The sequence below is a fragment of the Tessaracoccus flavus genome (assembly GCF_001997295.1).
Lineage (GTDB): Bacteria > Actinomycetota > Actinomycetes > Propionibacteriales > Propionibacteriaceae > Arachnia > Arachnia flava.
Map to the genome: position 1 here is coordinate 3,202,530 of NZ_CP019605.1, position 20,361 is coordinate 3,222,890.

23 protein-coding genes are annotated in these 20,361 nt (G+C 67.6%); 10 read left to right on the forward strand and 13 right to left on the reverse strand.

Annotated elements, in window-relative coordinates; translation table 11 throughout:
• Positions 1-155 precede the first annotated feature (155 nt).
• Positions 156-1,748, reverse strand: a complete 1,593-nt coding sequence (locus RPIT_RS14655) for a peptide chain release factor 3 (RefSeq protein WP_226996280.1) — start codon at positions 1,746-1,748, stop codon at positions 156-158.
• Between the two features lie 72 nt (positions 1,749-1,820).
• Between RPIT_RS14655 and RPIT_RS14660 the strand changes: the two genes are divergently transcribed.
• Positions 1,821-2,198 carry a MerR family transcriptional regulator gene (locus RPIT_RS14660; protein ID WP_077344112.1) on the forward strand — a complete coding sequence of 126 codons (378 nt, stop codon included), beginning with the start codon at positions 1,821-1,823 and terminating at the stop codon, positions 2,196-2,198.
• A gap of 86 nt (positions 2,199-2,284) precedes the next feature.
• Here RPIT_RS14660 and RPIT_RS14665 read toward each other — a convergent pair whose 3' ends face one another.
• Positions 2,285-3,331, reverse strand: a complete 1,047-nt coding sequence (locus RPIT_RS14665) for an NBR1-Ig-like domain-containing protein (protein ID WP_077344113.1) — start codon at positions 3,329-3,331, stop codon at positions 2,285-2,287.
• Between the two features lie 408 nt (positions 3,332-3,739).
• Between RPIT_RS14665 and RPIT_RS14670 the strand changes: the two genes are divergently transcribed.
• Positions 3,740-4,186: an Hsp20/alpha crystallin family protein gene (locus tag RPIT_RS14670; protein ID WP_077344114.1), complete on the forward strand. Its 447-nt coding sequence runs from the start codon at positions 3,740-3,742 to the stop codon at positions 4,184-4,186.
• Between the two features lie 311 nt (positions 4,187-4,497).
• Here the strand turns inward: RPIT_RS14670 and RPIT_RS14675 are convergent, their stop codons facing one another.
• The 8 genes from RPIT_RS14675 to RPIT_RS14710 all read right to left on the reverse strand — a co-directional run bounded on the left by RPIT_RS14675 (position 4,498) and on the right by RPIT_RS14710 (position 10,964).
• Entirely contained in the window at positions 4,498-4,866 is a 369-nt protein-coding gene (locus RPIT_RS14675) for an RNA-binding S4 domain-containing protein (RefSeq protein WP_077344115.1), read from the reverse strand.
• A gap of 45 nt (positions 4,867-4,911) precedes the next feature.
• Positions 4,912-5,925 carry a UDP-glucose 4-epimerase GalE gene (gene galE / locus RPIT_RS14680; RefSeq protein ID WP_077344116.1) on the reverse strand — a complete coding sequence of 338 codons (1,014 nt, stop codon included), beginning with the start codon at positions 5,923-5,925 and terminating at the stop codon, positions 4,912-4,914.
• Between the two features lie 87 nt (positions 5,926-6,012).
• Complete coding sequence (locus RPIT_RS14685) at positions 6,013-6,525, reverse strand: GNAT family N-acetyltransferase (RefSeq protein ID WP_218121625.1); 513 nt, start codon at positions 6,523-6,525, stop codon at positions 6,013-6,015.
• A complete protein-coding gene (locus RPIT_RS14690; RefSeq protein WP_077344118.1) occupies positions 6,515-6,886 on the reverse strand; it encodes a hypothetical protein in 372 nt (123 codons plus the stop codon). Before RPIT_RS14690 ends, RPIT_RS14685 begins: the two co-directional genes overlap by 11 nt.
• A 132-nt stretch (positions 6,887-7,018) precedes the next feature.
• The gene (locus tag RPIT_RS14695) at positions 7,019-8,764 is read right to left on the reverse strand and encodes a SulP family inorganic anion transporter (RefSeq protein ID WP_077344119.1); all 1,746 of its coding nucleotides are present in this window, start codon (positions 8,762-8,764) and stop codon (positions 7,019-7,021) included.
• Positions 8,765-8,942: 178 nt separating this feature from the next.
• Complete coding sequence (locus tag RPIT_RS14700) at positions 8,943-9,554, reverse strand: STM3941 family protein (protein WP_077344120.1); 612 nt, start codon at positions 9,552-9,554, stop codon at positions 8,943-8,945.
• Between the two features lie 80 nt (positions 9,555-9,634).
• A complete protein-coding gene (gene trhA, locus RPIT_RS14705; RefSeq protein WP_218121624.1) occupies positions 9,635-10,312 on the reverse strand; it encodes a PAQR family membrane homeostasis protein TrhA in 678 nt (225 codons plus the stop codon).
• Positions 10,313-10,451: 139 nt separating this feature from the next.
• Positions 10,452-10,964, reverse strand: coding sequence for a hypothetical protein (locus RPIT_RS14710; protein WP_077344121.1), 513 nt, complete (start codon positions 10,962-10,964; stop codon positions 10,452-10,454).
• A 223-nt stretch (positions 10,965-11,187) separates the two neighbouring features.
• Here RPIT_RS14710 and RPIT_RS14715 point away from each other — a divergent pair, with 223 nt between their 5' ends.
• The 6 genes from RPIT_RS14715 to RPIT_RS14735 all read left to right on the forward strand — a co-directional run bounded on the left by RPIT_RS14715 (position 11,188) and on the right by RPIT_RS14735 (position 15,568).
• Positions 11,188-12,531: an ABC transporter substrate-binding protein gene (locus RPIT_RS14715; RefSeq protein WP_077344122.1), complete on the forward strand. Its 1,344-nt coding sequence runs from the start codon at positions 11,188-11,190 to the stop codon at positions 12,529-12,531.
• A gap of 95 nt (positions 12,532-12,626) precedes the next feature.
• The gene (locus tag RPIT_RS14720; protein ID WP_077344123.1) at positions 12,627-13,472 is read left to right on the forward strand and encodes a carbohydrate ABC transporter permease; all 846 of its coding nucleotides are present in this window, start codon (positions 12,627-12,629) and stop codon (positions 13,470-13,472) included.
• The gene (locus RPIT_RS14725; RefSeq protein WP_226996281.1) at positions 13,469-14,386 is read left to right on the forward strand and encodes a carbohydrate ABC transporter permease; all 918 of its coding nucleotides are present in this window, start codon (positions 13,469-13,471) and stop codon (positions 14,384-14,386) included. The genes RPIT_RS14720 and RPIT_RS14725 overlap by 4 nt, the downstream gene beginning before the upstream one ends.
• Positions 14,387-14,800, forward strand: coding sequence for a DUF624 domain-containing protein (locus RPIT_RS14730; protein ID WP_077344124.1), 414 nt, complete (start codon positions 14,387-14,389; stop codon positions 14,798-14,800).
• A gap of 56 nt (positions 14,801-14,856) precedes the next feature.
• Positions 14,857-15,021, forward strand: a complete 165-nt coding sequence (locus RPIT_RS15155) for a hypothetical protein (protein ID WP_157633359.1) — start codon at positions 14,857-14,859, stop codon at positions 15,019-15,021.
• A 10-nt stretch (positions 15,022-15,031) separates the two neighbouring features.
• Positions 15,032-15,568, forward strand: a complete 537-nt coding sequence (locus RPIT_RS14735) for a YbaK/EbsC family protein (RefSeq protein ID WP_077344125.1) — start codon at positions 15,032-15,034, stop codon at positions 15,566-15,568.
• Positions 15,569-15,708: 140 nt separating this feature from the next.
• Here the strand turns inward: RPIT_RS14735 and RPIT_RS14740 are convergent, their stop codons facing one another.
• The 3 genes from RPIT_RS14740 to sqr are packed head-to-tail and all read right to left on the reverse strand — an operon-like array spanning position 15,709 to position 17,901.
• Positions 15,709-16,323 carry a DsrE/DsrF/DrsH-like family protein gene (locus tag RPIT_RS14740; protein ID WP_077344126.1) on the reverse strand — a complete coding sequence of 205 codons (615 nt, stop codon included), beginning with the start codon at positions 16,321-16,323 and terminating at the stop codon, positions 15,709-15,711.
• Between the two features lie 13 nt (positions 16,324-16,336).
• Positions 16,337-16,651: a TusE/DsrC/DsvC family sulfur relay protein gene (locus RPIT_RS14745; protein ID WP_077344127.1), complete on the reverse strand. Its 315-nt coding sequence runs from the start codon at positions 16,649-16,651 to the stop codon at positions 16,337-16,339.
• Complete coding sequence (gene sqr / locus RPIT_RS14750; RefSeq protein WP_077344128.1) at positions 16,651-17,901, reverse strand: type III sulfide quinone reductase, selenoprotein subtype; 1,251 nt, start codon at positions 17,899-17,901, stop codon at positions 16,651-16,653. Before sqr ends, RPIT_RS14745 begins: the two co-directional genes overlap by 1 nt.
• A gap of 129 nt (positions 17,902-18,030) precedes the next feature.
• Here sqr and RPIT_RS16215 point away from each other — a divergent pair, with 129 nt between their 5' ends.
• Positions 18,031-18,117, forward strand: a complete 87-nt coding sequence (locus RPIT_RS16215; protein WP_418361386.1) for a putative leader peptide — start codon at positions 18,031-18,033, stop codon at positions 18,115-18,117.
• Positions 18,118-18,216: 99 nt separating this feature from the next.
• Entirely contained in the window at positions 18,217-19,911 is a 1,695-nt protein-coding gene (locus tag RPIT_RS14755) for a nitrite/sulfite reductase (protein WP_077344129.1), read from the forward strand.
• Positions 19,912-20,361: the final 450 nt, after the last annotated feature.

Genomic DNA, 20,361 nt, shown 5'->3' on the forward strand with positions numbered 1-20,361 from the left:
CTGTCACTGATGCATTCCCAACGCTACGGCATGAGAGTCCCCTGGCGAAATTCGAGCACTGCCACCGGGCCTTGCTTCCAGACGGACGCAAACGCCCGCGCCTCGTCATTGCGCCCGGAATGCGCCAGTTGCTGCCTGAGTGGGAGCCGCTCGGGTCAGACGTCGGGGGACTGGGCGACGATCGGCTCCAGCACGATGTCGGGGTGGTGGTGGCGGAGCCCTCGGACCTGCCACTTGTCGGTGAGCAGCGCCAGGAGGGCGCCGTCGTCGCGGCGGACCACCTCGGCGCCGATGCGCTGGTCCACCCGCTGGGCGTCCTCTTCCCTTGTCTGCATGGCCAGCGTGTAGGGCAGTTGTTCGGTGTGCACGGGCGCGTTGAACTCGTGCTCCATGCGGTGGACGGCCACCTCGAACTGCATCGGGCCGACCGCCCCCATCACCGGTGCCTGCTGGCCGCGGAGCTCGGAGTAGAGCACCTGGACGACGCCCTCCTGGTTGAGCTGGGTCATGCCGCGCTGGAACTGCTTGTGGCGGCCGATGTCCACGGGCCGGACGACGCGGAAGTGCTCCGGCGCGAACGGCGGAATGCGGGGGAACCGCACGGGCGTGCCGCTGTACAGAGTGTCCCCCGCCCGCAGACCGCCCGCGTTCACGAGCCCGATAATGTCGCCCGGGTAGGCGATCTCGACGGTCTCGCGGTCCCGGCCGAAGACGCTGTGGGCGTACTTCGTCGCGAACGAGCGCCCGGTTGCCTCGTGCGTCACGACGTCGCCGCGGTGGAAGACGCCTGAACACACGCGGGCGAAGGCGAGGCGGTCGCGGTGGGACCGATCCATGCCCGCCTGCACCTTGAACACGTGGGCGCTGAAGTCGCTCTCGACGGGGCGAGGCTGCCCCGCGGCGTCGAGGCGCGGACCGGCGGACGGGGCGATGTCGACGACGGTGTCGAGCAGGTGGCCGACGCCGAAGTTGAGCGCCGCCGCCGTGAACAGAACCGGCGTGGTCTCCTGGTCCTCGAACGAGCGTTGGTCGTGCACGTAGCCGTCGGACTCGAGCAGGGACACCTCCTCCAGCGCGTTCGTCCAGTCGTCGCCGACCTCGGCCGAGGCCTCCTCGGCGCTGAGGCGGTCGGTGGCCGCAAGCGTGCTACCGCCGGGGGTCCGGGTGAACCGCACGAAGTCTCCGCTCGCGCAGTCGACGACGCCGTGGAAGTGGCCGGCGATGCCGACCGGCCACGTGAGCGGGGTGGGCCTGAGGCCGGTGCGCGACTCGATCTCGTCCAGCAGCTCGAGGGGCTCGAGTCCCGGCCGGTCCCACTTGTTGATGACGGTGATGATGGGGATGCGCCGGGCGCGGCAGACCTCGAACAGCTTCATCGTCTGGGCTTCCATGCCCTTGGCCGCGTCAAGCAGCATGATGGCGCTGTCGACGGCAGTGAGGACCCGGTAGGTGTCCTCGGAGAAGTCGGCGTGCCCGGGGGTGTCGACGAGGTTCAGGACGACGTCGCGGTGGTGGAACTGCAGCGCGGAGGAGCTGATGGAGATGCCGCGGTCCTTCTCCATATCCATCCAGTCGGAGACTGTTGCGCGACGCCCTGCTTTGCCGTGCGTGGCGCCCGCCTCCGCGATGATGCGGGCGTGGAGGAGCAGCGCCTCGGTGAGCGTCGATTTGCCCGCGTCCGGATGGCTGATGACCGCGAACGTCCGGCGACGACGCGCTTCACTCTTGACCTCGACATCCTGCAGCACGGGCACAGCTTACCCTCCAGTAACCGGAGGGTCTTTCGTGCCTTTCCCGGTCCTGTCGGGCAGACTGGCCGGATGAATGAACCGACCCTCCAGATCGGCGCCGTGGCGGAGCAGACTGGGCTGTCGGTGCGGACGCTCAGGCACTACGAGGATGTCGGCCTCGTCAGGCCGTCGGCCCGATCCGCTGGAGGGTTTCGTCTCTACACGGCCGACGACGTCGCCCGCCTCCTTCTGATCCGCCGGATGAAGCCGTTGGGCTTCACGCTCGAGGAGATGGGTCGACTGCTCGCCACGGCGAACGCCCATCTGACGGAGCCGACCGAGCAGACGGCGGCTGAGCTCAACGCCTACGTGCAGGAGGCATCCGCCCGCCGGGATGAACTGCTTCGTCAGGTAGCGCTGGCCGACGAGTATCTTGCGCAGTTGCAGGCTCTCGGCGTCGGCGAGTAGACGCAATCCTGTCAGGTGGAGGGGAGCCAGCCCGTCGCCACCAATGATCAAGATTTGCGGTCACATGTTGCCCGGATCGACGCCGATCAGCGCTGCCACGGCTCGTTGGTCAACGAGACCGCAATGTCGTACGCGCCGCCCGATACCGAGCCCCACCCCGACGTCGCCACGGTCTGCCCGTCCCCCGCGACGAGGTTGTAGACCCGCGTGTCCTGAGGGGTGCCGGTGACGCAGCTCGACCCCACGGAGAGTGTTGCGGCAGACCGGGAATGGACCACGTGATCGACGAGGGACAGCTCCGTGACCACCCGCACCGACGTCTCGCCCCCCGCGCAGAGCTCGTGGGTATACGTGTCGGTGGGACGCAGTGAGGTGAGCACGATGTCGGGCTCGATGAAGATCAACTTCTTGGTCTTGTCGGAAGCGACGAGGTTGTAGTCGATGACATTGAGGTCCACACGTAGCGACACGGCCCGCCGCACCTCGTCGGCATCGGCGGAAGGCGGGTGCCCTGAGGCGTCGGCGGTGGGGGTTGCGCCTGCCGGCGGGAAGCCCTCAGGCGCCAGGATGCTCGGGAACACGGGTATGGGCTGGAGCGGGACGAGCACCGTCCCGGTCTCGGTGACGTCCGCCACCGTGACGATCTCCGAGGTGAGGACCGTCCCGAACTGCCTGCCGTCCGGCGCCCGCAGCTGCCATGCCCCTCGGTAGCTCCCGGGCTCGCCCGGCGTCGTCACGCTCACGGTGATGTCGGCAGTTCCGCCGGGCACGATCGGGCGAGCCGTCGGGGCGGGCCCGGCGGACGTGAGGTCGCCGTCGAGGTGGATGAGCTCCGTGCCCTCCGGCCAGCTGCCGCAGCCGGTGTTGACCAGGCGCCAACTCTTCTCGAAGGTGGTGCCGGATGGCAGCTGAGTGCCGTCGGGTGTGCTGAGATGCCCGGCCAGGGCCGCGTCCGGCGCGCAGTCGGCCTCGTCAGGTGTCGCGGCAGCGGAGCTCTCGGCGGCGGGTGTGGATCCGGCGGCTCTCGTTGGCTGGGGCGGGGCCGTCGGGCTGGTGCCATCCAGCGTGAAGGAGGCGCTGCACCCGGTGGCGAAGGCGCACAGAGTAAGGACGGCAACCCAGCGTCGTGTCATCAGAGCACCCCCGTGATCGGTTTCGGTCAGCTTATCCCGGCGAATCAGCGGCTGTGAGCGGATGCCGGACCCCGGCTCCGCATTCGCAGGACGCCCAGAGGATCAGCTCCGGCCGAAACGCCTAGCCCGCTCCTTCCGGGTGGAGCGGCTGACGGACTGCCGCCTTGGCCATCGCCGTGATGGGCACCCCGGCCGTCGTCAACGGTGGGGCGGTGAACCCCGCCGCGAGTGAGCCGTCGAAGGAGGTGATCGCGAGGGGCGTTCCTGTCGCGGTGAGGAACGCTCCTCGGCGGACTGAGGAGCAAGTTGAGCGGGGTGGGCTCAACCCTGGAATAGATCCGGTATTATGGGTGTTACACACGGTAAAACCGGCCCTCATCGGGCCCCGTCAATCACTGAGGAGGAGCAATGGCTCGCACTTTCGATCCCTTCCGTGAGATGGATCGCCTGTTCTCCGACGTCTCGCGCAGCGCCGCAACGTCGCTGGATCTCTACCGCACCGGCGAGAAGTTCGTCGCCGAGATCGACCTGCCCGGCGTCGACCCGTCGAGCATCGACATCGACATCGAGGAGCGCACGCTCACCGTCCGGGCCGAGCGGAAGTCCCGCACTGATTCGGGCGAAGACACCAAGTGGCTGGTGCGCGAGCGCCCGAACGGCACGTTCGCTCGTCAGCTGAATCTGGGCTACGGCCTCGCCGTCGACAAGATCGAGGCGGAGTACTCCGACGGTGTGCTCACCCTGACCATCCCGGTCGCGGAGGAGGCTCGCCCACGCAAGGTCAGCGTCACCCACAAGGGCGGTCAGCACGAGATCACCGGCGAGGTGGCTCCGGACGACGAGTCAGGCGAGTAATCGCACCACCAACGGCCCCGCTACGGCGGGGCCGTGTTCATGCGTTGATCCCTGAGCTTGTCGTCCGTTGATCCCTGAGCTTGTCGTCCGTTGATCCCTGAGCTTGTCGAAGGGTCACGGCCGGGACTGTGGTCGCCGCCCTCGTGGTCAGGGGCGGCGGCAGGCATCGGGGTCGTTACCCTTCGACAAGCTCAGGGACCGATTCGACAGGCTCAGGGACCGATTCGACAGGCTCAGGGACCGATTCGACAGGCTCAGGGACCGATTCGACAGGCTCAGGGACCGATTCGACAGACTCAGGGACCGGTCAGTCAGCGTCCGCGGAGGCGCTCGATGTCGCGACGCTCCCGCTTGGTCGGTCGGCCGGTCCCGCGGTCGCGGACGGCGACCCTGCCCACCATCTCCGGAATGGGCGGCCGCTTCTCCGGAGTGCGGTCGAGGTAGGCGGCCTGCGCGAGCGGGGCGCTGACGCGCTTGGCGAGCGTCGGGTCCAGCACCTCGACGAGCCGGTCCTCGTGCTCGGCTCTCCGCACGCGGATCACCTGGCCGGGGACGACCTCCTGGGACGCCTTGGCCAGTTTGTCGTCGACGCGGACGTGCCCTCCGCGGACGGCCGCCGTCGCCAGCGAACGCGTCTTGTACAGACGCACCGCCCACAACCACGCGTCGAGTCGAGCCATGGCCCGAGTCTATGCGCCTTATCGTCGCCGGGATTCGGTGCAGGGTCAGCCGGCGAACCCGTTGGGGTTGTTCGATTGCCAGCGGTAGGTGTCCGCGCACGCGTCGGCCACGGTCTTCTCGGCGCTCCAGCCGAGTTCGCGGTGCGCCTTGTCGACGTTGGCGTACGACGCAGCGACGTCGCCGGGTCGCCTGGCGACGACCTCGTACGGGATCTCCTTGCCGGAGGCCTCCTCGAAGGCCTTGACGATCTCGAGCACCGTGGATGGGTTGCCGGTGCCGAGGTTCCAGACGTGGTAGCCCGAGTTCCCCGTCAGGTACTCGAGCGCGGCGAGGTGACCGGCGGCCAGGTCGACGACGTGGATGTAGTCACGCGCGCCGGTGCCGTCGGCTGTGTTGTAGTCGTCGCCGAACACCATGAGCTTCTCGCGTCGCCCCGCCGCGACCTGCGCGACGAACGGGAGCAGGTTGTTCGGGATGCCCTTCGGGTCCTCGCCGATTCGGCCGGACTCGTCGGCCCCGATGGGGTTGAAGTAGCGCAGCACCGCGACGGCGAGCTTCGGGTCGGCGGCGGCCGCGTCTTCGAGGATCTGCTCGAGCATGTGCTTGGTTCGGCCGTACGGGTTGGTGGCGCCCGTCTGGGCGTCTTCGGTAAACGGGGGCTCGGACATCTCGCCGTAGACGGTGGCCGACGAGCTGAACACGATGCGGTGGCAGTCGTGCTTCGCCATGGTTTCGAGCAGGGCGATCGTGGAGCCGAGGTTCTCGCGGTAGTACGTCAGCGGGATCTCGGTGGATTCGCCGACGGCCTTCCAGCCCGCGAAGTGGATGACGGCGTCGGGCTTGAAGTCGGCGAACGCCGCGCCGAGCTTCTCCTCATCGCGCACGTTGGCCTCGACGAAGCTGGCCTCACGCCCGGCCAGGTCAGCCACGCGGCGGAGCGACTCTTCGGAGGAGTTGGACAGGTCGTCGACCACCAGGACGTCGTGTCCTTCTCGGAGGAGGGCCAAGGTGGTGTGGGAGCCGATGTAGCCGGCTCCGCCGGTGACGAGAACGCGCATGCAGGGTCCTTTCTCTGTGCACTGCTAACCCTAGTCCCGCGCGTCGGCGCCGCCATGCCCGGTGGCGGTGATGCGCACAGTGTCCGCTCAGGACGAGTGGGTCTCCCAGAGGTCCTCACCGTCGAAGGGCTGGCCCGGCAGTTTGCGCATGCCGAGATGCGCGGCGACCGCCTGGGACGGTGCGTTGCGGGGGTGGATGTACGCGCGGAAGGTGCGCACGCCGCCGTCGTCGAGCGCGCGGAGCATCATGCGCGACGCCTCCGTGGCGTATCCCAGGCCTTGGTGGCGGGTGCCGATGACCCAGGCGACGTCGGCGCTCTCACCCTTGACCGTCGCCTGGACGTAGCCGACGGCGACCCCCTCCGCGCGGACGATCCAATTCAGCCACAGGTCGGCCCACGGGGGAGGCGGACCGGCCGTCAGCCGTCGGTATCGCTCGCGGAGCTCATCGAGCGACGGCGGGGTCTCAAACCCGGTGTAGCGGTAGAGCCCCGGGTCGGCGAGAACGCCCACCATCTCGTCGGCGTCGTCGACCCGCAGCGGGTCCAAGCGCAGTCGATCGCTGCTCAGCGGCCCGAAGGGGAAGGGCTCAGGCCTCACCGTAGAGCGCGTCGAACCCGAGGTCGTCGGTCTTGAAGTGCAGCGCGATCCACTTGACGGTGCGCTGGTCGCCGCCGACGTAGTGGAGCTCGTACTTATCGACCTTCTGCTGCTCGGGGAGCGGGAAGTACTTGGCCAGCCCGCGCATCATTGCCGCGCGCAGGACGGTCTGCATGAGGTGGGGAGGGATGCGGGTGTCAATGCCGGTGGCACCCTCGGCGACTGCGCGGCGCGTGTAGGCGTGCGCGAATCGGAACAGCGCCTCATCGGGGATCGCCACGGATTCGTAGTACTCCACCAGCTGCTTGGCGTCGTTGAAGGCTGGCGGCCAGTACCAGGACGTGGTGTGGCTGTCGTTCACGTGGCAGCTCCTCTCGGCTACCGGCGACGTCCGCCGGGTTCAGCACCAAAGCTAGCGCAGCGTTCGAAGGGCCGACGACCCGGGCGGCGTCTCTCCGCATCCAGTCGATCACTGGGGCTGAGCGTGGGCAGGTCAGGGCTGTGCGATTTCCGGCGGGATGCCAGACGGCGTCTCGCCGAACTCAGCCCGGTGCCAGGCCGCGTAGGCGCGCACGGCGGTCGGGAGTGTCGCGAAGATGCGGTCATCCCCGACCCTCGCGACGAAGCCCGCCGCCGCCAGCTGGTCGTGCAGGTCCTGCTTCACGCGGGCCATCGCAAACGTGATCCCCCGGGCTTCCAGGCTCTCGCGAAGCAGCTCGAGAGTGTCGACGGCGGTGAGATCGACCTCCACGTTCGCCTCAGCGTTGAGCAGGAACCAGTAGACCGGTTGCTCGGCGGCGTCCACGGCACCCGTCGCCCTGGTGAGGAAGTTCTCCGCGTTGGCGAAGAACAGCGGCGAGTCGTAGCGGTACACAACGAGCCCCTGCACCGTCGTCGCCTCCGGATAGTCCTCGACGTCATGCATGCCGGCCACCCCCGGCGGGTAGCCGAGGATGCCGTCGTGTGGGTGAGCCATGCGTCGGATGAGGTCGAAGATGGACAGTGCGATCGCGATCCCGATGCCCACCAGCACGCCGAAGACGATGACCGAGGCGGCGGTGATGATCGTGAGCGCCAGCTCGCTCCACCGGAAGCGGGCGATCCGGCGAATCTCCGCGACGTCGATCAGTCGGGTGGCCGCGTAGATGACGAGCGCGCCCAGCGCCGCGGTCGGGAAGGTGGCCAGCACCGGTCCGGCGAACAGCAGGACGACGACCACGCAGCCGAGCGCCACCAGTGAGTGGAGTTGGGTCCGCGACCCCGTCGCATCGCCCAGCACCGTGCGCGACCCGCTGGAGGAGACAGGGAAACCCTGGGTGAGCCCGGCGCCGATGTTGATGGCCCCGAGCGCGAGGAGCTCCTGGGTGGCGTCGATGGATTCGCGCCGCTTGGCCGCGAACGCGCGACCGGTGAGCACGTTGTCGGAGTAGCCGACCACCGCGATGCCGATCGCGTACGGGAGGAGCTGCCAGATCTCGAGGTCGCCGAGGCTCGGAAGACGCGGCGCGGGGAGCCCCGACGGGACGTTGCCGATGGTCTCCAGGCCGTAGCTCTGCAGCCCGAACACCGCGACGACGGCGGCGGCGAGCAGCAGGACGATGAGCGGGCCGGGCAACCTCGGGGCGAGGCGGTGCATGGCGTAGAGCAGCACCAGCACGACGGCGGTGACGAGCACCGTGGGCAGGTGTGACGCGGCGGCCTGGGCGAGGAGCGAGCGCGTCTGGTCGACGGGGGAGTCGCCGTCGATCTCCAGCTTGGTCACCTTGCCGAACTGGCTGGTGATCATGAGCACGGCGATGCCCACGAGGTAGCCGATGAGGACCGGACGCGACAGGAGCGCGGCGAGGAAGCCGAGCCGCAACGCCCAGCCGGCGAGGCAGACCAGCCCGACGGCGATGGCGAGCACCGCGGCGACGTCGGCATAGCGATCCTGGCCGGCCACGCCGACGAGCGCGCCGATCCCCGCGGCGGTCATGAGCGCCGTCGTCGATTCGGGGCCGACGGACAGTTGCCTCGACGCGCCCAGGATCGCGTACAGGAGGAGGGGGAGGAGGATTGCCCACAGCCCGACGACGGCCGGTAGGCGAGCGATGGCCGCGTAAGCCATGACCTGTGGCACGAGGTAGGCGGCGACGGTGACTCCCGCCAGCAGGTCCCCCCGCAGCCAGGACTTGTCGTAGCGCCTGGCCACGGCGACGCCGGGGAGGTATCGCTCCCACCCACGCGGCTGGCCGTCCATGGCCCGAACCTACTCGCCGCCGTCGGCCCCGGGGCCTGTTCCCTGAGCTTGTCGAAGGGTTACGGCCCCGGCTGTGGTCGCCGCCCTTGTGGTCGAGGGCGGCGGTAGGTGGCAGGCCGTCACCCTTCGACGGGCGGGCTGCTCGCTGCGCGAGCTGGCCCCTGCTCAGGGATCAGGGTCAGCGGCCGCGGCCCGTGGCCTTGGCGCGGTAGGCCTTGACCTCTTCAGCGAGCTTGTCGGCCGGCTTGTTGAGGGTCAGCAACGGAAAGATGAGGTGGTAGCCGTCGGAGCGAGCGGCTGTCCAGTTCAGCGCCGCCGCCAGATCGCGCTTCCGGATCGAGTCGAGGTCACCGCTCTTGTCCCCGTCCGTGGCAGGTGCGGACCGGCCTACCCTCTGCCCGAACTTGGCGGTGCGCAGCGCGGCCCGCTGCTGCTCGGGGGTGAGGGTGCCTACGTACGCGGCGACGTTGCGTACCTCGACGCCGAGCGCCTGGACCCCTCCGGCCACCTTGGTCTGCCCGATGCGCCCGACGTGGCTCCACGGCACGAAGCCGCCCGCGCCGACGTCGATGCCGCGGGGTGTCAGGGTGAACGTCGTGCTTGAGCGCAGCGCCTTCGACAGGTAGTACCCACCGCCACCGCCGAAGGTCACGATGGCGGCGATCCCCAGCGCGATGTCGAACAATCCGCCGCTGAGGATGAGCAGCACCCCGCCGATCGTGAACGCCACGCAGACCAGCAGCACGATGACCGTGCGCCCCATCGACGGCTTGATGACGACGTCCTCCATGCGGCACCTCCTGGCTGATGGTGACGAGCGTAGCGGCTGGCGCCGCTGCGCCCGCGCCAGTACGTAGGAGAGCCGGAGCGTCAGGCAGGTAGCACGAAGAAGTACATCAGCAAGTAGTGCAGCATCGCTGCCAACCCCACCAGGATGTGCCAGAGCTCATGGAAGCCGAACTTCCCGGGCCACGGGTTCGGCCGCTCGATCACGTAGATGACGAAGCCTGCGCTGTACACCAGACCGCCCGCGGCCAGGAGGACGAGTGCCATCGGCGGGAGCGAGACATCCCCGCCTAGAAGGGCGATGGTCATCCAGCCGAGCGTGATGTAGAGGGTATTGGTGACGTACTTCGGGAGTCGTCGCCAGACGGAGCGCAGCACTATCCCGAGGATCGCAACGGCCCACACGGCGCCGAACACGGCCCAGCCGTACACAGTGCGGACGAGCACCAGCACGAGCGGAGTGACGGTGCCTGCGATGACGAGGAAGACTGATGCGTAGTCCAGCGTCCGCAGCGCTTCGTTCACCCGTGGACCGCGATCAAGACCGTGATGGAGCGTGCTCGCGGCGAAGAGCGTCATCAGCGCCAGCCCGTAGACGCTGAACCCGACGATCTTCCAGGGATCGCCCTGCGCAACGGACTGGGAGACGAGCAGGACCGCTCCCAGGACGGAGAAGCAGAAGGCGACCAGGTGCGAAAGAGTGTTGAACCGCTCGTCGGTCACGTGGACGCTGCCGTCCCTGCTTCTCATGGTGCTGCTCACAGGTCGCCTTCCGCCGTCTGGCCGTGCGTGAGGGAGGCCCCGTCCCAGGCGCAGTTTACTCCGGGCGTGGGGTGGCCCCAGCCGGCCAGTGGAGCTTACTCCGGGCGTGGGGTGGCCCCAGCCGGCCAGTGGAGCGTGATCAGCTCGGCTGCGCCACGGAGACGCGGCGTCGCTGAGGGACGGCGCAGGCGATGCTGCCCGAGAGGCGGAAGACCAGACCGACGGCCAGCAGGATCAGGGACAGGGCCGCGAGCCAGGGCTGGAGCGGCCCGAAGTAGGTCAGTGCACCCGTGTAGCCGAGGGCGAGCAGGGCGATCTTGTTGCAGACCGGGCATCCGATCGCGAACCACGCCCCGAAGGCGCCCACGGTGCCCCAGACGGAGAGTTTCTCGTCCTCTGCGTCCGCGGTCGCCTTCGGTCCGCTGCGCAAGTACGTGGCGATGAGCATGCCGGACAGGACCGAGGTGACGATCCAGGCCGGGTAGCTCCACGCGGTGGGCGGGATCTCGCGGCCGAAGATTGGGTTCGGGATCAACACCGTGACCACGCCCAGGGCCAGCCCTACGACGAGGGTGGCCACGGCGGCGCCCGCCCATCGCCTGGCGGACCAGGACCGCAGGGCCTGCAGGGAGAGGTTCAGATGGCGACGCATTCGACCAGTCTGCCACACGCGGCCCAATACCCCCAGTGGTATCCGTCAAGGCGTGCAAGTTTGCTCGTTCAAATCGTTGCCGAATTGTGACCTTTCTAACGTGCCAATTCGCCGCGAGGACCGTTAGTGTCGCCATCGACGTGGTCAGCGGTGACGCTGACGACGTCTCCCCGCGGTCCTCGAGAGGGCGGGCCGCAACGTTACCTAGGAGGGTACGAACCCCATGAAGAACCTGAAGCGCTCCATCGCGCTCCTTGCGGTCGCGGCACTGTCCGTCGGCGCGCTGGCCGCTTGCGGCGATGACGAAGGCGCCAGCGGCGACGCTGAGGGCTCGGTCTACTTCCTCAACTGGAAGCCCGAGTCGGAGGCGACCTACGGCGAGATCGCCGAGAAGTACACCGAAGAGACCGGCGTCGAGGTCAAGGTGGTCACCGCCGCGTCCGGCACGTACGAGCAGACCCTGCAGGCCGAGATGACGAAGTCGGACGCCCCGACCCTGTTCCAGATCAACGGCCCCGTCGGCCTCGTCAGCTGGCAGGAGTACGCCGCTGATCTCGGCGAGACCGACTTCGCGAAGGACCTGAGCGATCCCGGCCTCGCGCTCACCGGCGAGGACGGCACCGTGTACGGCGTGCCGCTGGCCGTCGAGGGCTTCGGCATCATCTACAACGACGCGATCATGCGCGATTACTTCGAGATGGACGGCGCCAAGGCCGCCTCGATGGACGAGATCAACAACTTCGACAAGCTCAAGGAAGTCACCGACGACATGCAGGCCCGCAAGGCCGACCTCGGCATCGACGGCGTGTTCGCGTCGACGTCGCTGGCTACCGGTGAGGCCTGGCGTTGGCAGACGCACCTGTTCAACACCCCGCTGTACCACGAGTACCAGGAGAAGGGGATCACCGACGCCGAGGAGATCGAGTTCACCTACAGCAACGAGTTCAAGAACATCTTTGACCTCTACCTGACCAACTCAACCGTCGAGAAGACGCTCGCACCGTCCAAGACCGTGACCGACTCCATGGCCGAGTTCGCCACGGGCAAGGCTGCCATGGTGCAGAACGGCAACTGGGCCTGGAGCCAGATCAAGGACATCGAGGGCAACGCAGTGGCTGAGGAAGACATCAAGTTCCTCCCCATCTACTCGGGCGTCGAGGGTGAAGAAGACCTGGGCATCAACGTCGGCACTGAGGCCTTCATGGCCGTCAACAGCCAGGCCACCGAGGCCGACCAGCAGGCCACCATCGACTTCGTCAACTGGCTGTTCACCGACGAAGAGGGCATGAACTACGTGACCGAGGATCTCGGCTTCATCGCTCCGTTCAAGTCCTTCGGCGATCGCACGCCGGCCGACCCGCTGGCCAAGGAGATCAACCGCTACATCAGCGACGATTCCCTGACCGCCGTGCCCTGGGTGTTCACCACGATGCCCTCGGCCAAGTTCAAGGACGACTTCGCCCAGCTCCTCGCCCAGTACGCCTCCGGCAACCTGGAGTGGGCTGAGGTCGAGGAAGCGGTCGTCGCCAACTGGGCCACCGAGAAGGCTGCCGTCGGCGGCAACTGACCGTCGGCTAACATCTGGGGCGGGCCACGCACAGTGGCCCGCCCCAGTACCCCATTCGGCATCGCGGCCGGGCGGGGTTCAACGGAGTAATCACTATGCAGAGATCCCTGAAGAAGTACTTCCCGCTATTCGTGCTGCCAACGTCGGTCGCTTTCATCATCGCGTTCCTGGCACCGTTCGTCATCGGCCTGTACCTGTCGTTCACGAAATTCACCACGATCACCAACGCCGAATGGGTCGGCCTGGACAACTACCGTCGGGCGCTCGATCCCGCTGACGGGTTCCTCGGCTCGTTCTGGTTCACGATCCTCGTCGTCGTCGCGTCGGTCATCACCGTCAACCTCTTCGCCTTCGGCATCGCCAAGCTGCTGACACAGAAGCTGAAGGGCACCAACGTCTTCCGGACGATCTTCTTCATGCCGAACCTCATCGGCGGCATCGTGCTGGGCTACACCTGGCAGGTCATCATCAACGCGGTCCTCGCCAACTACGGAACCACCCTGGTGGCCGACTGGAAGTACGGCTACATCGGCCTCATTCTGCTGGTCAACTGGCAGCAGGTGGGCTACATGATGGTCATCTACATCGCGGGACTGCAGAACGTGCCGCCGGAGCTCAACGAGGCAGCGGCCATCGACGGCGCCGGCCGCTGGCAGACGCTGCGCAACGTGACGATCCCCATGATCATGCCGACGATCACCATCTGTCTGTTCCTCACGATGTCCAGCGCGTTCAAGATGTTCGATCAGAACCTCGCGCTCACCGACGGCGCCCCCATGGACCAGACCAAGATGGTCGCGCTGGACATCTTCAAGACGATGTTCTCGCAGATCGGTCGGCAGGGCGTCGGCCAGGCCAAGGCCGTCCTATTTGTCATCGTCGTCGTGGCGATCGCGCTGCTGCAGCTGCGCGCCACCCGGAGCAGGGAGGTTGAGGCGTGAGCACGCAACCGCAGACAGTTACCCCCATACCGGTCGCTGGACCGACGACGCCCCCGGCGGCCGAGGCCGGCGGCAAGCGCCGCGACCCGGTGAGCAAGATCCTCATCTACGCGCTGCTGGTGGCCCTCGTAGGCCTGTTTCTGGGGCCGATCGTCTTCATCGTCCTCAACTCCTTCAAGCAGAAGTTCTCCATCTCGTCGGACCCCTTCGCGGTGCCGCTGGGGGACATGTGGGCCGGGTTCAGCAACTACATCACCGGGATCCAGGCGCAGAACTTCTTCGAGGCCATCCTCTGGTCGTTCGTCATCACCATCGGATCGGTGCTCATCATCGTGTTCCTGACGGCGATGCTGGCGTACTTCATCATGCGCGTGAAGACGTGGTGGACGTCCCTGATCTACTACCTGCTCGTCTTCTCCATGGTCATCCCGTTCCAGATGGTGATGTTCCCGACGGTGAAGCTCGCCGATGCCCTCGGCCTGGCCAACCCGGTCGGCATGATGGTGCTCTACCTCGGCTTCGGTGCGGGGCTGTCGGTGTTCATCTTCTCCGGGTTCGTCAAGTCGATCCCCCTGGAGATCGAGGAAGCCGCCTATATCGACGGATGCTCACCGCTGACCACCTACTTCCAGGTGGTCTGGCCCATCCTCAAGCCCGTGACGATCACGGTGGCGATCCTCAACGCCATGTGGATCTGGAACGACTACCTGCTGCCCTACCTGGTCATCGGCCTGTCGACACGCTTCAAGACCATCCCGGTCGTGGTGCAGCAGTTCGTCGGCTCGAACGGTAACCGCGACATGGGTGCGCTCATGGCGATGCTCGTGCTGGCCGTGGTCCCGATCATCGTGTTCTACCTGTTCGCGCAGAAGCACATCATCGAGGGCGTCGTCGCCGGGTCGGTCAAGGGCTGAGTGGTCGACCCCAACTCGCGGACCTGGCAGGCGCTCGGCCTCGCGGCCGACGTCGTCGTCGTCAACGCGCTCACCATCGTCTGCTCGTTGCCGGTGGTGACCGCGGGGGCCGCGCTGTCCGCGGCCCACGGCACCCTGCTGGAGATGGTCCGTGAGGAGGGGGCGAAGCCTGCCCGCACCTACTTCTCCTACTTCACCCGCACGTGGAGGACGGCGACCCTCGGGTGGCTGCTGCTGCTCGCCGTCGGCTCTGTCCTGGGCTGGGAGTACTGGGCGCTCGGCCGCATGGACGGTGGCGCTGCGCTGGTGGCCCAGGCCGGAGTGCTGGCCGGGGCCATCCTGGTGACTCTCTGGGCTGTCTGGTTCTTCCCACTGGCCTCTCGGGGGAGGGGTTCGCCCGCACCGCGAAGTTAGCCGCACTGCTCGCGCTCGGCAAGTTGCCCCGGAGCCTGCTCGCCTCAGTCTGGCTCGTGATCCCCGCCGTGCTGATCATCCTCAACCCCGGCGGCTGGGTGCTGTGGCTCGCGGTCATGGCCATCATCGGGGTGGCTCTGATGCTCTACCTGGTCGACCTCGTGGTCGTGGAGACGATCGATTCGCTCCCGCCGCGCGGCTCCACCGGAAGCGCGCAGTAGTCTCGACGGCATGCCATCTGCCGAAGGAAACCTGGACTGGAACCCGCTCGCCGACCATCCCGAGTTGGTCGCCCACCCCGTCGCGCAGGCGTCGCATCGCGTGCCCGACGCGCGGGTCGCCGAGATCGACGAGGCGCTCGCCGACACCGCCGCCTTCTGCGAGCGGTACGACGTTGCGCTGGAGGCGTCGGCCAACTGCGTCGTCGTCTTCGGGCGACGCGGCGAGGAGACCGTCCACGCTGCCGTGATGGTGCTGGCCGTCGACCGCGCCGACGTCAACAAGACCGTCCGCAAGGAGCTGGGCATGCGGAAGATGTCGTTCGCCGACCAGCCGACGGTGGAGCAGCTGACCGGGATGACGCAGGGCGGGATCACCCCGGTGGGGCTGCCCGACGGCTGGCCGATCCTCATCGACGAGGCCGTCGTCAGCGCGGGGCCGGTCGTGATCGGCGGAGGGGTCCGGGGAAGCAAGATCCTGCTCGACGGCGCCGACCTGGCACGACTGCCCGGCGCCAAGGTGATCCCGCTCGCTCTGAGGGACGCCTGACGGGCTCAAGGGAGGGCCCGGCGGGGTGTTACATTGCAACGATTCGTTTAACGAATATCGTTATGACTCCGCTATCCAGGCGCCGCTATAACTCGCGCCGGCCGCCCCTGGGGACGGCCAGCGCGATGCGAGCGGCTGGGTCAGACGAAGATGACCTGGGCGCCCTCGGAGATCTCGATGAAGTCGGTGGCGCTGATGACGCCCTCGACGCCGGGGTGCAGGTCGGCCTCGATCATCTTCATCATGTCGAAGGTCAGCTTGCACGCGTACATGTGGGCGCCGGCGGCGTGCAGCAGGTCGATGAAGTCGGGCACGTCGGGCACCTCGAGCTCTTCCATCTGCTTCTTCATCATCGACGTCGCGAAGCGGGTCATGAACGGGATGTTGCCCATCGCCTGGGGCATCGAGACGTGCTCGAGCCCGGGCTTCAGGCGTCCCAGCTGCGGCATGTGCATGGCCGTGTTGCCGCTGAGCGTGAACTTGAGGTTCTTGTTGGTCTTCTTGTGGACGATGTCCAGACCCCAGAACGTGAAGAAGATGTGCACCTCGATGCCCTCGCCGAGCGCGGAGTTGCCCATGATCAGTGCCGGGTAGGCCATGTCGAGGTTGCCCTTGGAGCAGATGAAGGCGATCTTCCGCGGGCCCGCGTAGGCCGGCGCGGTTGAGACTGAGCCGTCGGCGGACGGGGCGGGAGCCGACGGCGCGGCGGTGGGGCCGAAGTTCGGGATGATGAATCCCTCGGGAATGTGTGCCATGTTCTTTCTTCTCCTAGACGCAGCCGACGGGCTTCGGCAGCCCGGCCAGCCAGGACATCTTCTTGGCGGGCTTCACCGGGAACAGCCGGTAGAGCTCCTTGATGTCGAATCCGCCCACGGTCTGCATCCGGCGCAGGGTGGGGGTGACACCGGTCGGGGCGGAGTCGTCGCGCATGAAGCGCAGGGCGGCCCAGTGGGCGTCGGTCAGCTCGAGGTCGATGAGGGCGGCGAGGTCGGCGGCGAGTTCCTCGCTCCACTCGCTGCGTTCCGTCAGGAACCCTTCCTCGTTGACCTGGAACGAGCGGCCGTTCAGGGTGTTGGTGGGCATCACTTCTCCTTCTGGGCTGTGTCCGGCTGGCGCTTACCCGCCATGGACATTTTGAGGGGGACCGGCAGCCGCTTGCCCGGCAACAGCATGTGCCAGTAGATCTGCTCGAAGGCGAGCTTGCCGAGGTGGTTGAGGCGCGTGCGCTTGAGCAGCTTCATGGGCCCGACGACGGGCGCCGGGAACTCGCCCGGCAGCGGTTCGGTGTCGTAGTTGAAGTCGAGCAGCAGGGCCTGGCCGCGGCCGGACTCGAGGAAGCAGTTGGCGTGGCCGTCGAACTCGTTCGGCAGCGGCTCGCCCTTGATGGCGGCCAGGAAGTTGTCGACGAACAGTTCGGTGGCGAAGTGCGCCACCGATCCCGCCTTGGACGTCGGGATGTCGCTGGCGTCGCCCAGTACGAAGATGCGGTCGTCGGCCTTGGCTCGCAGCGTCAACTTGTCGACCGGTACGAAGCCCATGTCGTTGCCCAGCCCGGAGTCCGTGATGAACTGCGCCCCGGTGTGCGGGGGGATGGTCACCAGCAGATCGAACGGCAACTCCCGGCCGTCGTACGAGACGAGGCGAGAGGTGTCGTTGTCGACGTGCGAGACGGTGAAGTCGGCCGCCAGCCGGATACTGCGGTCCTCGAGGAGGTCCCCGAAGGCCTTGGCGGAGACCGGCTTGGTGAACGCGCCGTCGAGCGGGGTGACGTAGGTGATGTCGACCTTGTGCCGGTTGCCGCGCTTGCGGAAGTGGTCTTCCAGCAGGAAGGCGAACTCCAACGGAGCCACCGGGCACTTGATGGGCAGTTCGGCGAGGTGGACGAGGATCTTGCCCTCCTCGAAGTCGGGGAGGGCCTCGGCGAGGCGGCGTGCGCCGTCGAGGGTGTAGAAGTCGTGGATCTTCGTGCCCCACAGCGGGCCGTCGGAGAGCCCGGGGATCAGGTCGTGCCGGGGGACCGATCCGGACGCGATGATGAGCCAGTCGTAGTCGAGGCTCCTGCCGTCGGCCAGGTTGACGCGTCTTTCGTCGGGCACGACGCGGCTGACCGCAGCCTGAATGTGCTCGATGCCGCCGCTGAGCTGTGCCCAACGGTTTCGGCTCACCCGTGACGGCTTCATCCAGAACGGGACGAAGAGGTACCCGGGTTGGTAGTGGTGGTCGTCGTCGCGGTCGACGACGGTGATCGTCCACTCGGACGGTAGGTGTTTACGCAGCAGGTTCGCGGCCATGGTGCCGGCCGTACCGCCGCCGAGGATCAACAATGACGCCATACCGGGTATGGTATATGCCTCGAGCGCTGAGTGTTCGCCATCGGAGAACATGAGGCGCAGCATCGGCCGAGTGTCCAAGGCCTGAGACGGGACTTCCCCGGAGGCATCCCTGCACGTACGGTCCTCTCCATGCAGTCCTTTCGCAACCCGCGCCTCGTGAGTCGACCTCACGTGGACTTGGCGCGCGTCGCGTCGGCCATGTGTCTGGGCAACTGAAGCCCGACAACCTCCTCCAGAGACAGCCCGGGCCCAAAGAGCCCGGCGTGAAGTCCAGGTTCCAGCGGGCCCATCCACGTCCGAACCCCAGAAGGAACCATGACCACCACCCCGCAACGCGTACGCCAATCCGCGTCCGGAAAGTCGAACGGCCAGTGGCTCGTTGACGGCACCGCCCCCCTGAACCCCAACGAAGTGTTCAAGGCGGAGGAGAACCCCCTCAACGTGCGCCGTCGCATCGAGGAGATCTACTCCAGGCAGGGCTTCGACTCCATCCCCCACGAGGACCTGTTCGGCCGCTTCCGCTGGCTCGGCATCTACACGCAGCGCAAGCAGGGAGTCGGCGGCGAGCACACCGGCAAGTGGACCGACGAGGAGCTCTCGGACCGCTACTTCATGATGCGCATCCGCATCGACGGCGGCGCGCTCACCACCGAGCAGCTGCGCGTGGTGGCCGGCATCTCCACCGACTTCGCCCGGGACACCGCCGACATCTCCGACCGCCAGAACATCCAGCTGCACTGGGTGGCGATCGAGGACGTGCCGGAGATCTGGCGCCGGCTCGAGTCTGTCGGCCTCGAGACGACGATGGCCTGCGGCGACACCCCCCGAGGGTTCCTGGGCTCGCCCGTCGCCGGCATCGCCGCCGACGAGATCATCGACCCCACCCCAGTGATCCGGCAGATCGTGGACCGCTACATCGGCGACGAGACGGTGGCCAACCTGCCACGCAAGTTCAAGACCGCCATCACCGGCCATCCCAGCCTTGACGTCGTGCACGAGATCAACGACATCAGCCTCGTCGGCGTGGTACACCCCGAGCTGGGTCCGGGTTACGACCTGTGGGTCGGCGGCGCGCTCTCGACCACCCCGCGACTGGCTGAGCGCCTCGGCGCCTTCGTCCGGGAGGAGGACGCCGCCGAGGTCTGGTACGGCGTCATCCAGATCTTCCGCGACTACGGCTACCGACGCCTGCGCAACAAGGCCCGCATGAAGTTCCTGCTGGCCGAGTGGGGGCCGGTGAAGTTCCGCGAGGTCCTCGAGACCGAGTACCTCGGCCGCGCCCTCCCCGACGGTCCCGCGCCCGCCCCGGCGAAGACCCCCGGGGACCACGTCGGCGTGCACGAGCAGAAGGACGGCCGGCTCTACGTCGGCCTTGCCCCCACCGTCGGCCGCGCCTCCGGGACCCGGCTGACCGCCCTGGCGGATCTCGCGGAGAAGGCCGGCTCCCGGCGCATCCGCTTCACCCCGCACCAGAAGGTTGTCGTCCTCGACGTCGAGCCCGGGGCCGTCGAGGAGTTCCTGGCGGGCACAGACGAGATCGGCTTCACCGGGCGGCCGTCGCCGTTCCGCCGGAACACGATGGCCTGCACGGGCATCGAGTTCTGCAAGCTCAGCTTCGTCAATACCAAGGACACGGCTCGCGAGACCATCGCGGAGCTGGAGCAGCGCCTGGCGGGTGTCGAGATCGACACGCCGATCACGCTCAACGTCAACGGCTGCCCCAACTCCTGCGCCCGGATCCAGGTGGCCGACATCGGCCTGAAGGGCCAGCTCGCCAAGGGCGCCGACGGTGGCAACGAGTTCGCCTACCAGGTCCACCTGGGCGGCGGCCTGGCGTCCAGCGACCGCGACGAGCCCGGCCTCGGCCGCACCCTCCGCGGCCTGAAGGTGACCGCGACCGACCTGCCCGACTACGTCGAGCGCGTCGTGCGCGGATACCTCGCCGAGCGTGCCGAGGGCGAGACCTTCTCCAGCTGGGCCCACCGTGCCGACGAGGAGGCGCTCCGATGACCACGATCGCCCCGCCCGCCCACGGGCCGGGCCGCGTGCGCAGCAGCCAGGAGCTGAAGCAGCTCGCCGACGAGGCGGCGGTCCGGTTCGCCGACGCCTCGGCCGACGAGGTCCTCGCGTGGGCCGCCGAGACCTTCGGCAGGAACCTCGTGGTGGCCTGCTCCATGGCCGCCGACACCGTCGTGCCGCACCTCGCGGCCAAGCACGCTCCCGGGGTGGACGTGCTGTTCCTGCAGACCGGCTACCACTTCATCGAGACCATCGGCACCCGCGACGCCCTCGCGCACGCCGTCGACGTCCGCATCGTCGAGGCCCTGCCGGCGCTCACCGTCGCCGAGCAGGACGTCAGGTACGGTCCCCGGCTGCACGATCGCGATCCGCAGGCGTGCTGCGCCATGCGCAAGGTCGAGCCAATCAACCGTGAGCTCGCCAGCTACGAGGCCTGGATCA

Excerpts from the sequence above, each read along its gene's own strand:
- RPIT_RS14660 (WP_077344112.1), top strand. The coding sequence starts at position 1,821 with ATGAATGAACCGACCCTCCAGATCGGCGCCGTGGCGGAGCAGACTGGG.
- RPIT_RS14665 (WP_077344113.1), bottom strand. The coding sequence starts at position 3,331 with ATGACACGACGCTGGGTTGCCGTCCTTACTCTGTGCGCCTTCGCCACC.
- RPIT_RS14670 (WP_077344114.1), top strand. The coding sequence starts at position 3,740 with ATGGCTCGCACTTTCGATCCCTTCCGTGAGATGGATCGCCTGTTCTCC.
- RPIT_RS14675 (WP_077344115.1), bottom strand. The coding sequence starts at position 4,866 with ATGGCTCGACTCGACGCGTGGTTGTGGGCGGTGCGTCTGTACAAGACG.
- galE (WP_077344116.1), bottom strand. The coding sequence starts at position 5,925 with ATGCGCGTTCTCGTCACCGGCGGAGCCGGCTACATCGGCTCCCACACC.
- RPIT_RS14695 (WP_077344119.1), bottom strand. The coding sequence starts at position 8,764 with ATGGACGGCCAGCCGCGTGGGTGGGAGCGATACCTCCCCGGCGTCGCC.
- RPIT_RS14700 (WP_077344120.1), bottom strand. The coding sequence starts at position 9,554 with ATGGAGGACGTCGTCATCAAGCCGTCGATGGGGCGCACGGTCATCGTG.
- RPIT_RS14710 (WP_077344121.1), bottom strand. The coding sequence starts at position 10,964 with ATGCGTCGCCATCTGAACCTCTCCCTGCAGGCCCTGCGGTCCTGGTCC.
- RPIT_RS14715 (WP_077344122.1), top strand. The coding sequence starts at position 11,188 with ATGAAGAACCTGAAGCGCTCCATCGCGCTCCTTGCGGTCGCGGCACTG.
- RPIT_RS14720 (WP_077344123.1), top strand. The coding sequence starts at position 12,627 with ATGCAGAGATCCCTGAAGAAGTACTTCCCGCTATTCGTGCTGCCAACG.
- RPIT_RS14735 (WP_077344125.1), top strand. The coding sequence starts at position 15,032 with ATGCCATCTGCCGAAGGAAACCTGGACTGGAACCCGCTCGCCGACCAT.
- RPIT_RS14740 (WP_077344126.1), bottom strand. The coding sequence starts at position 16,323 with ATGGCACACATTCCCGAGGGATTCATCATCCCGAACTTCGGCCCCACC.
- RPIT_RS14745 (WP_077344127.1), bottom strand. The coding sequence starts at position 16,651 with ATGCCCACCAACACCCTGAACGGCCGCTCGTTCCAGGTCAACGAGGAA.
- sqr (WP_077344128.1), bottom strand. The coding sequence starts at position 17,901 with ATGGCGTCATTGTTGATCCTCGGCGGCGGTACGGCCGGCACCATGGCC.
- RPIT_RS16215 (WP_418361386.1), top strand. The coding sequence starts at position 18,031 with ATGCAGTCCTTTCGCAACCCGCGCCTCGTGAGTCGACCTCACGTGGAC.
- RPIT_RS14755 (WP_077344129.1), top strand. The coding sequence starts at position 18,217 with ATGACCACCACCCCGCAACGCGTACGCCAATCCGCGTCCGGAAAGTCG.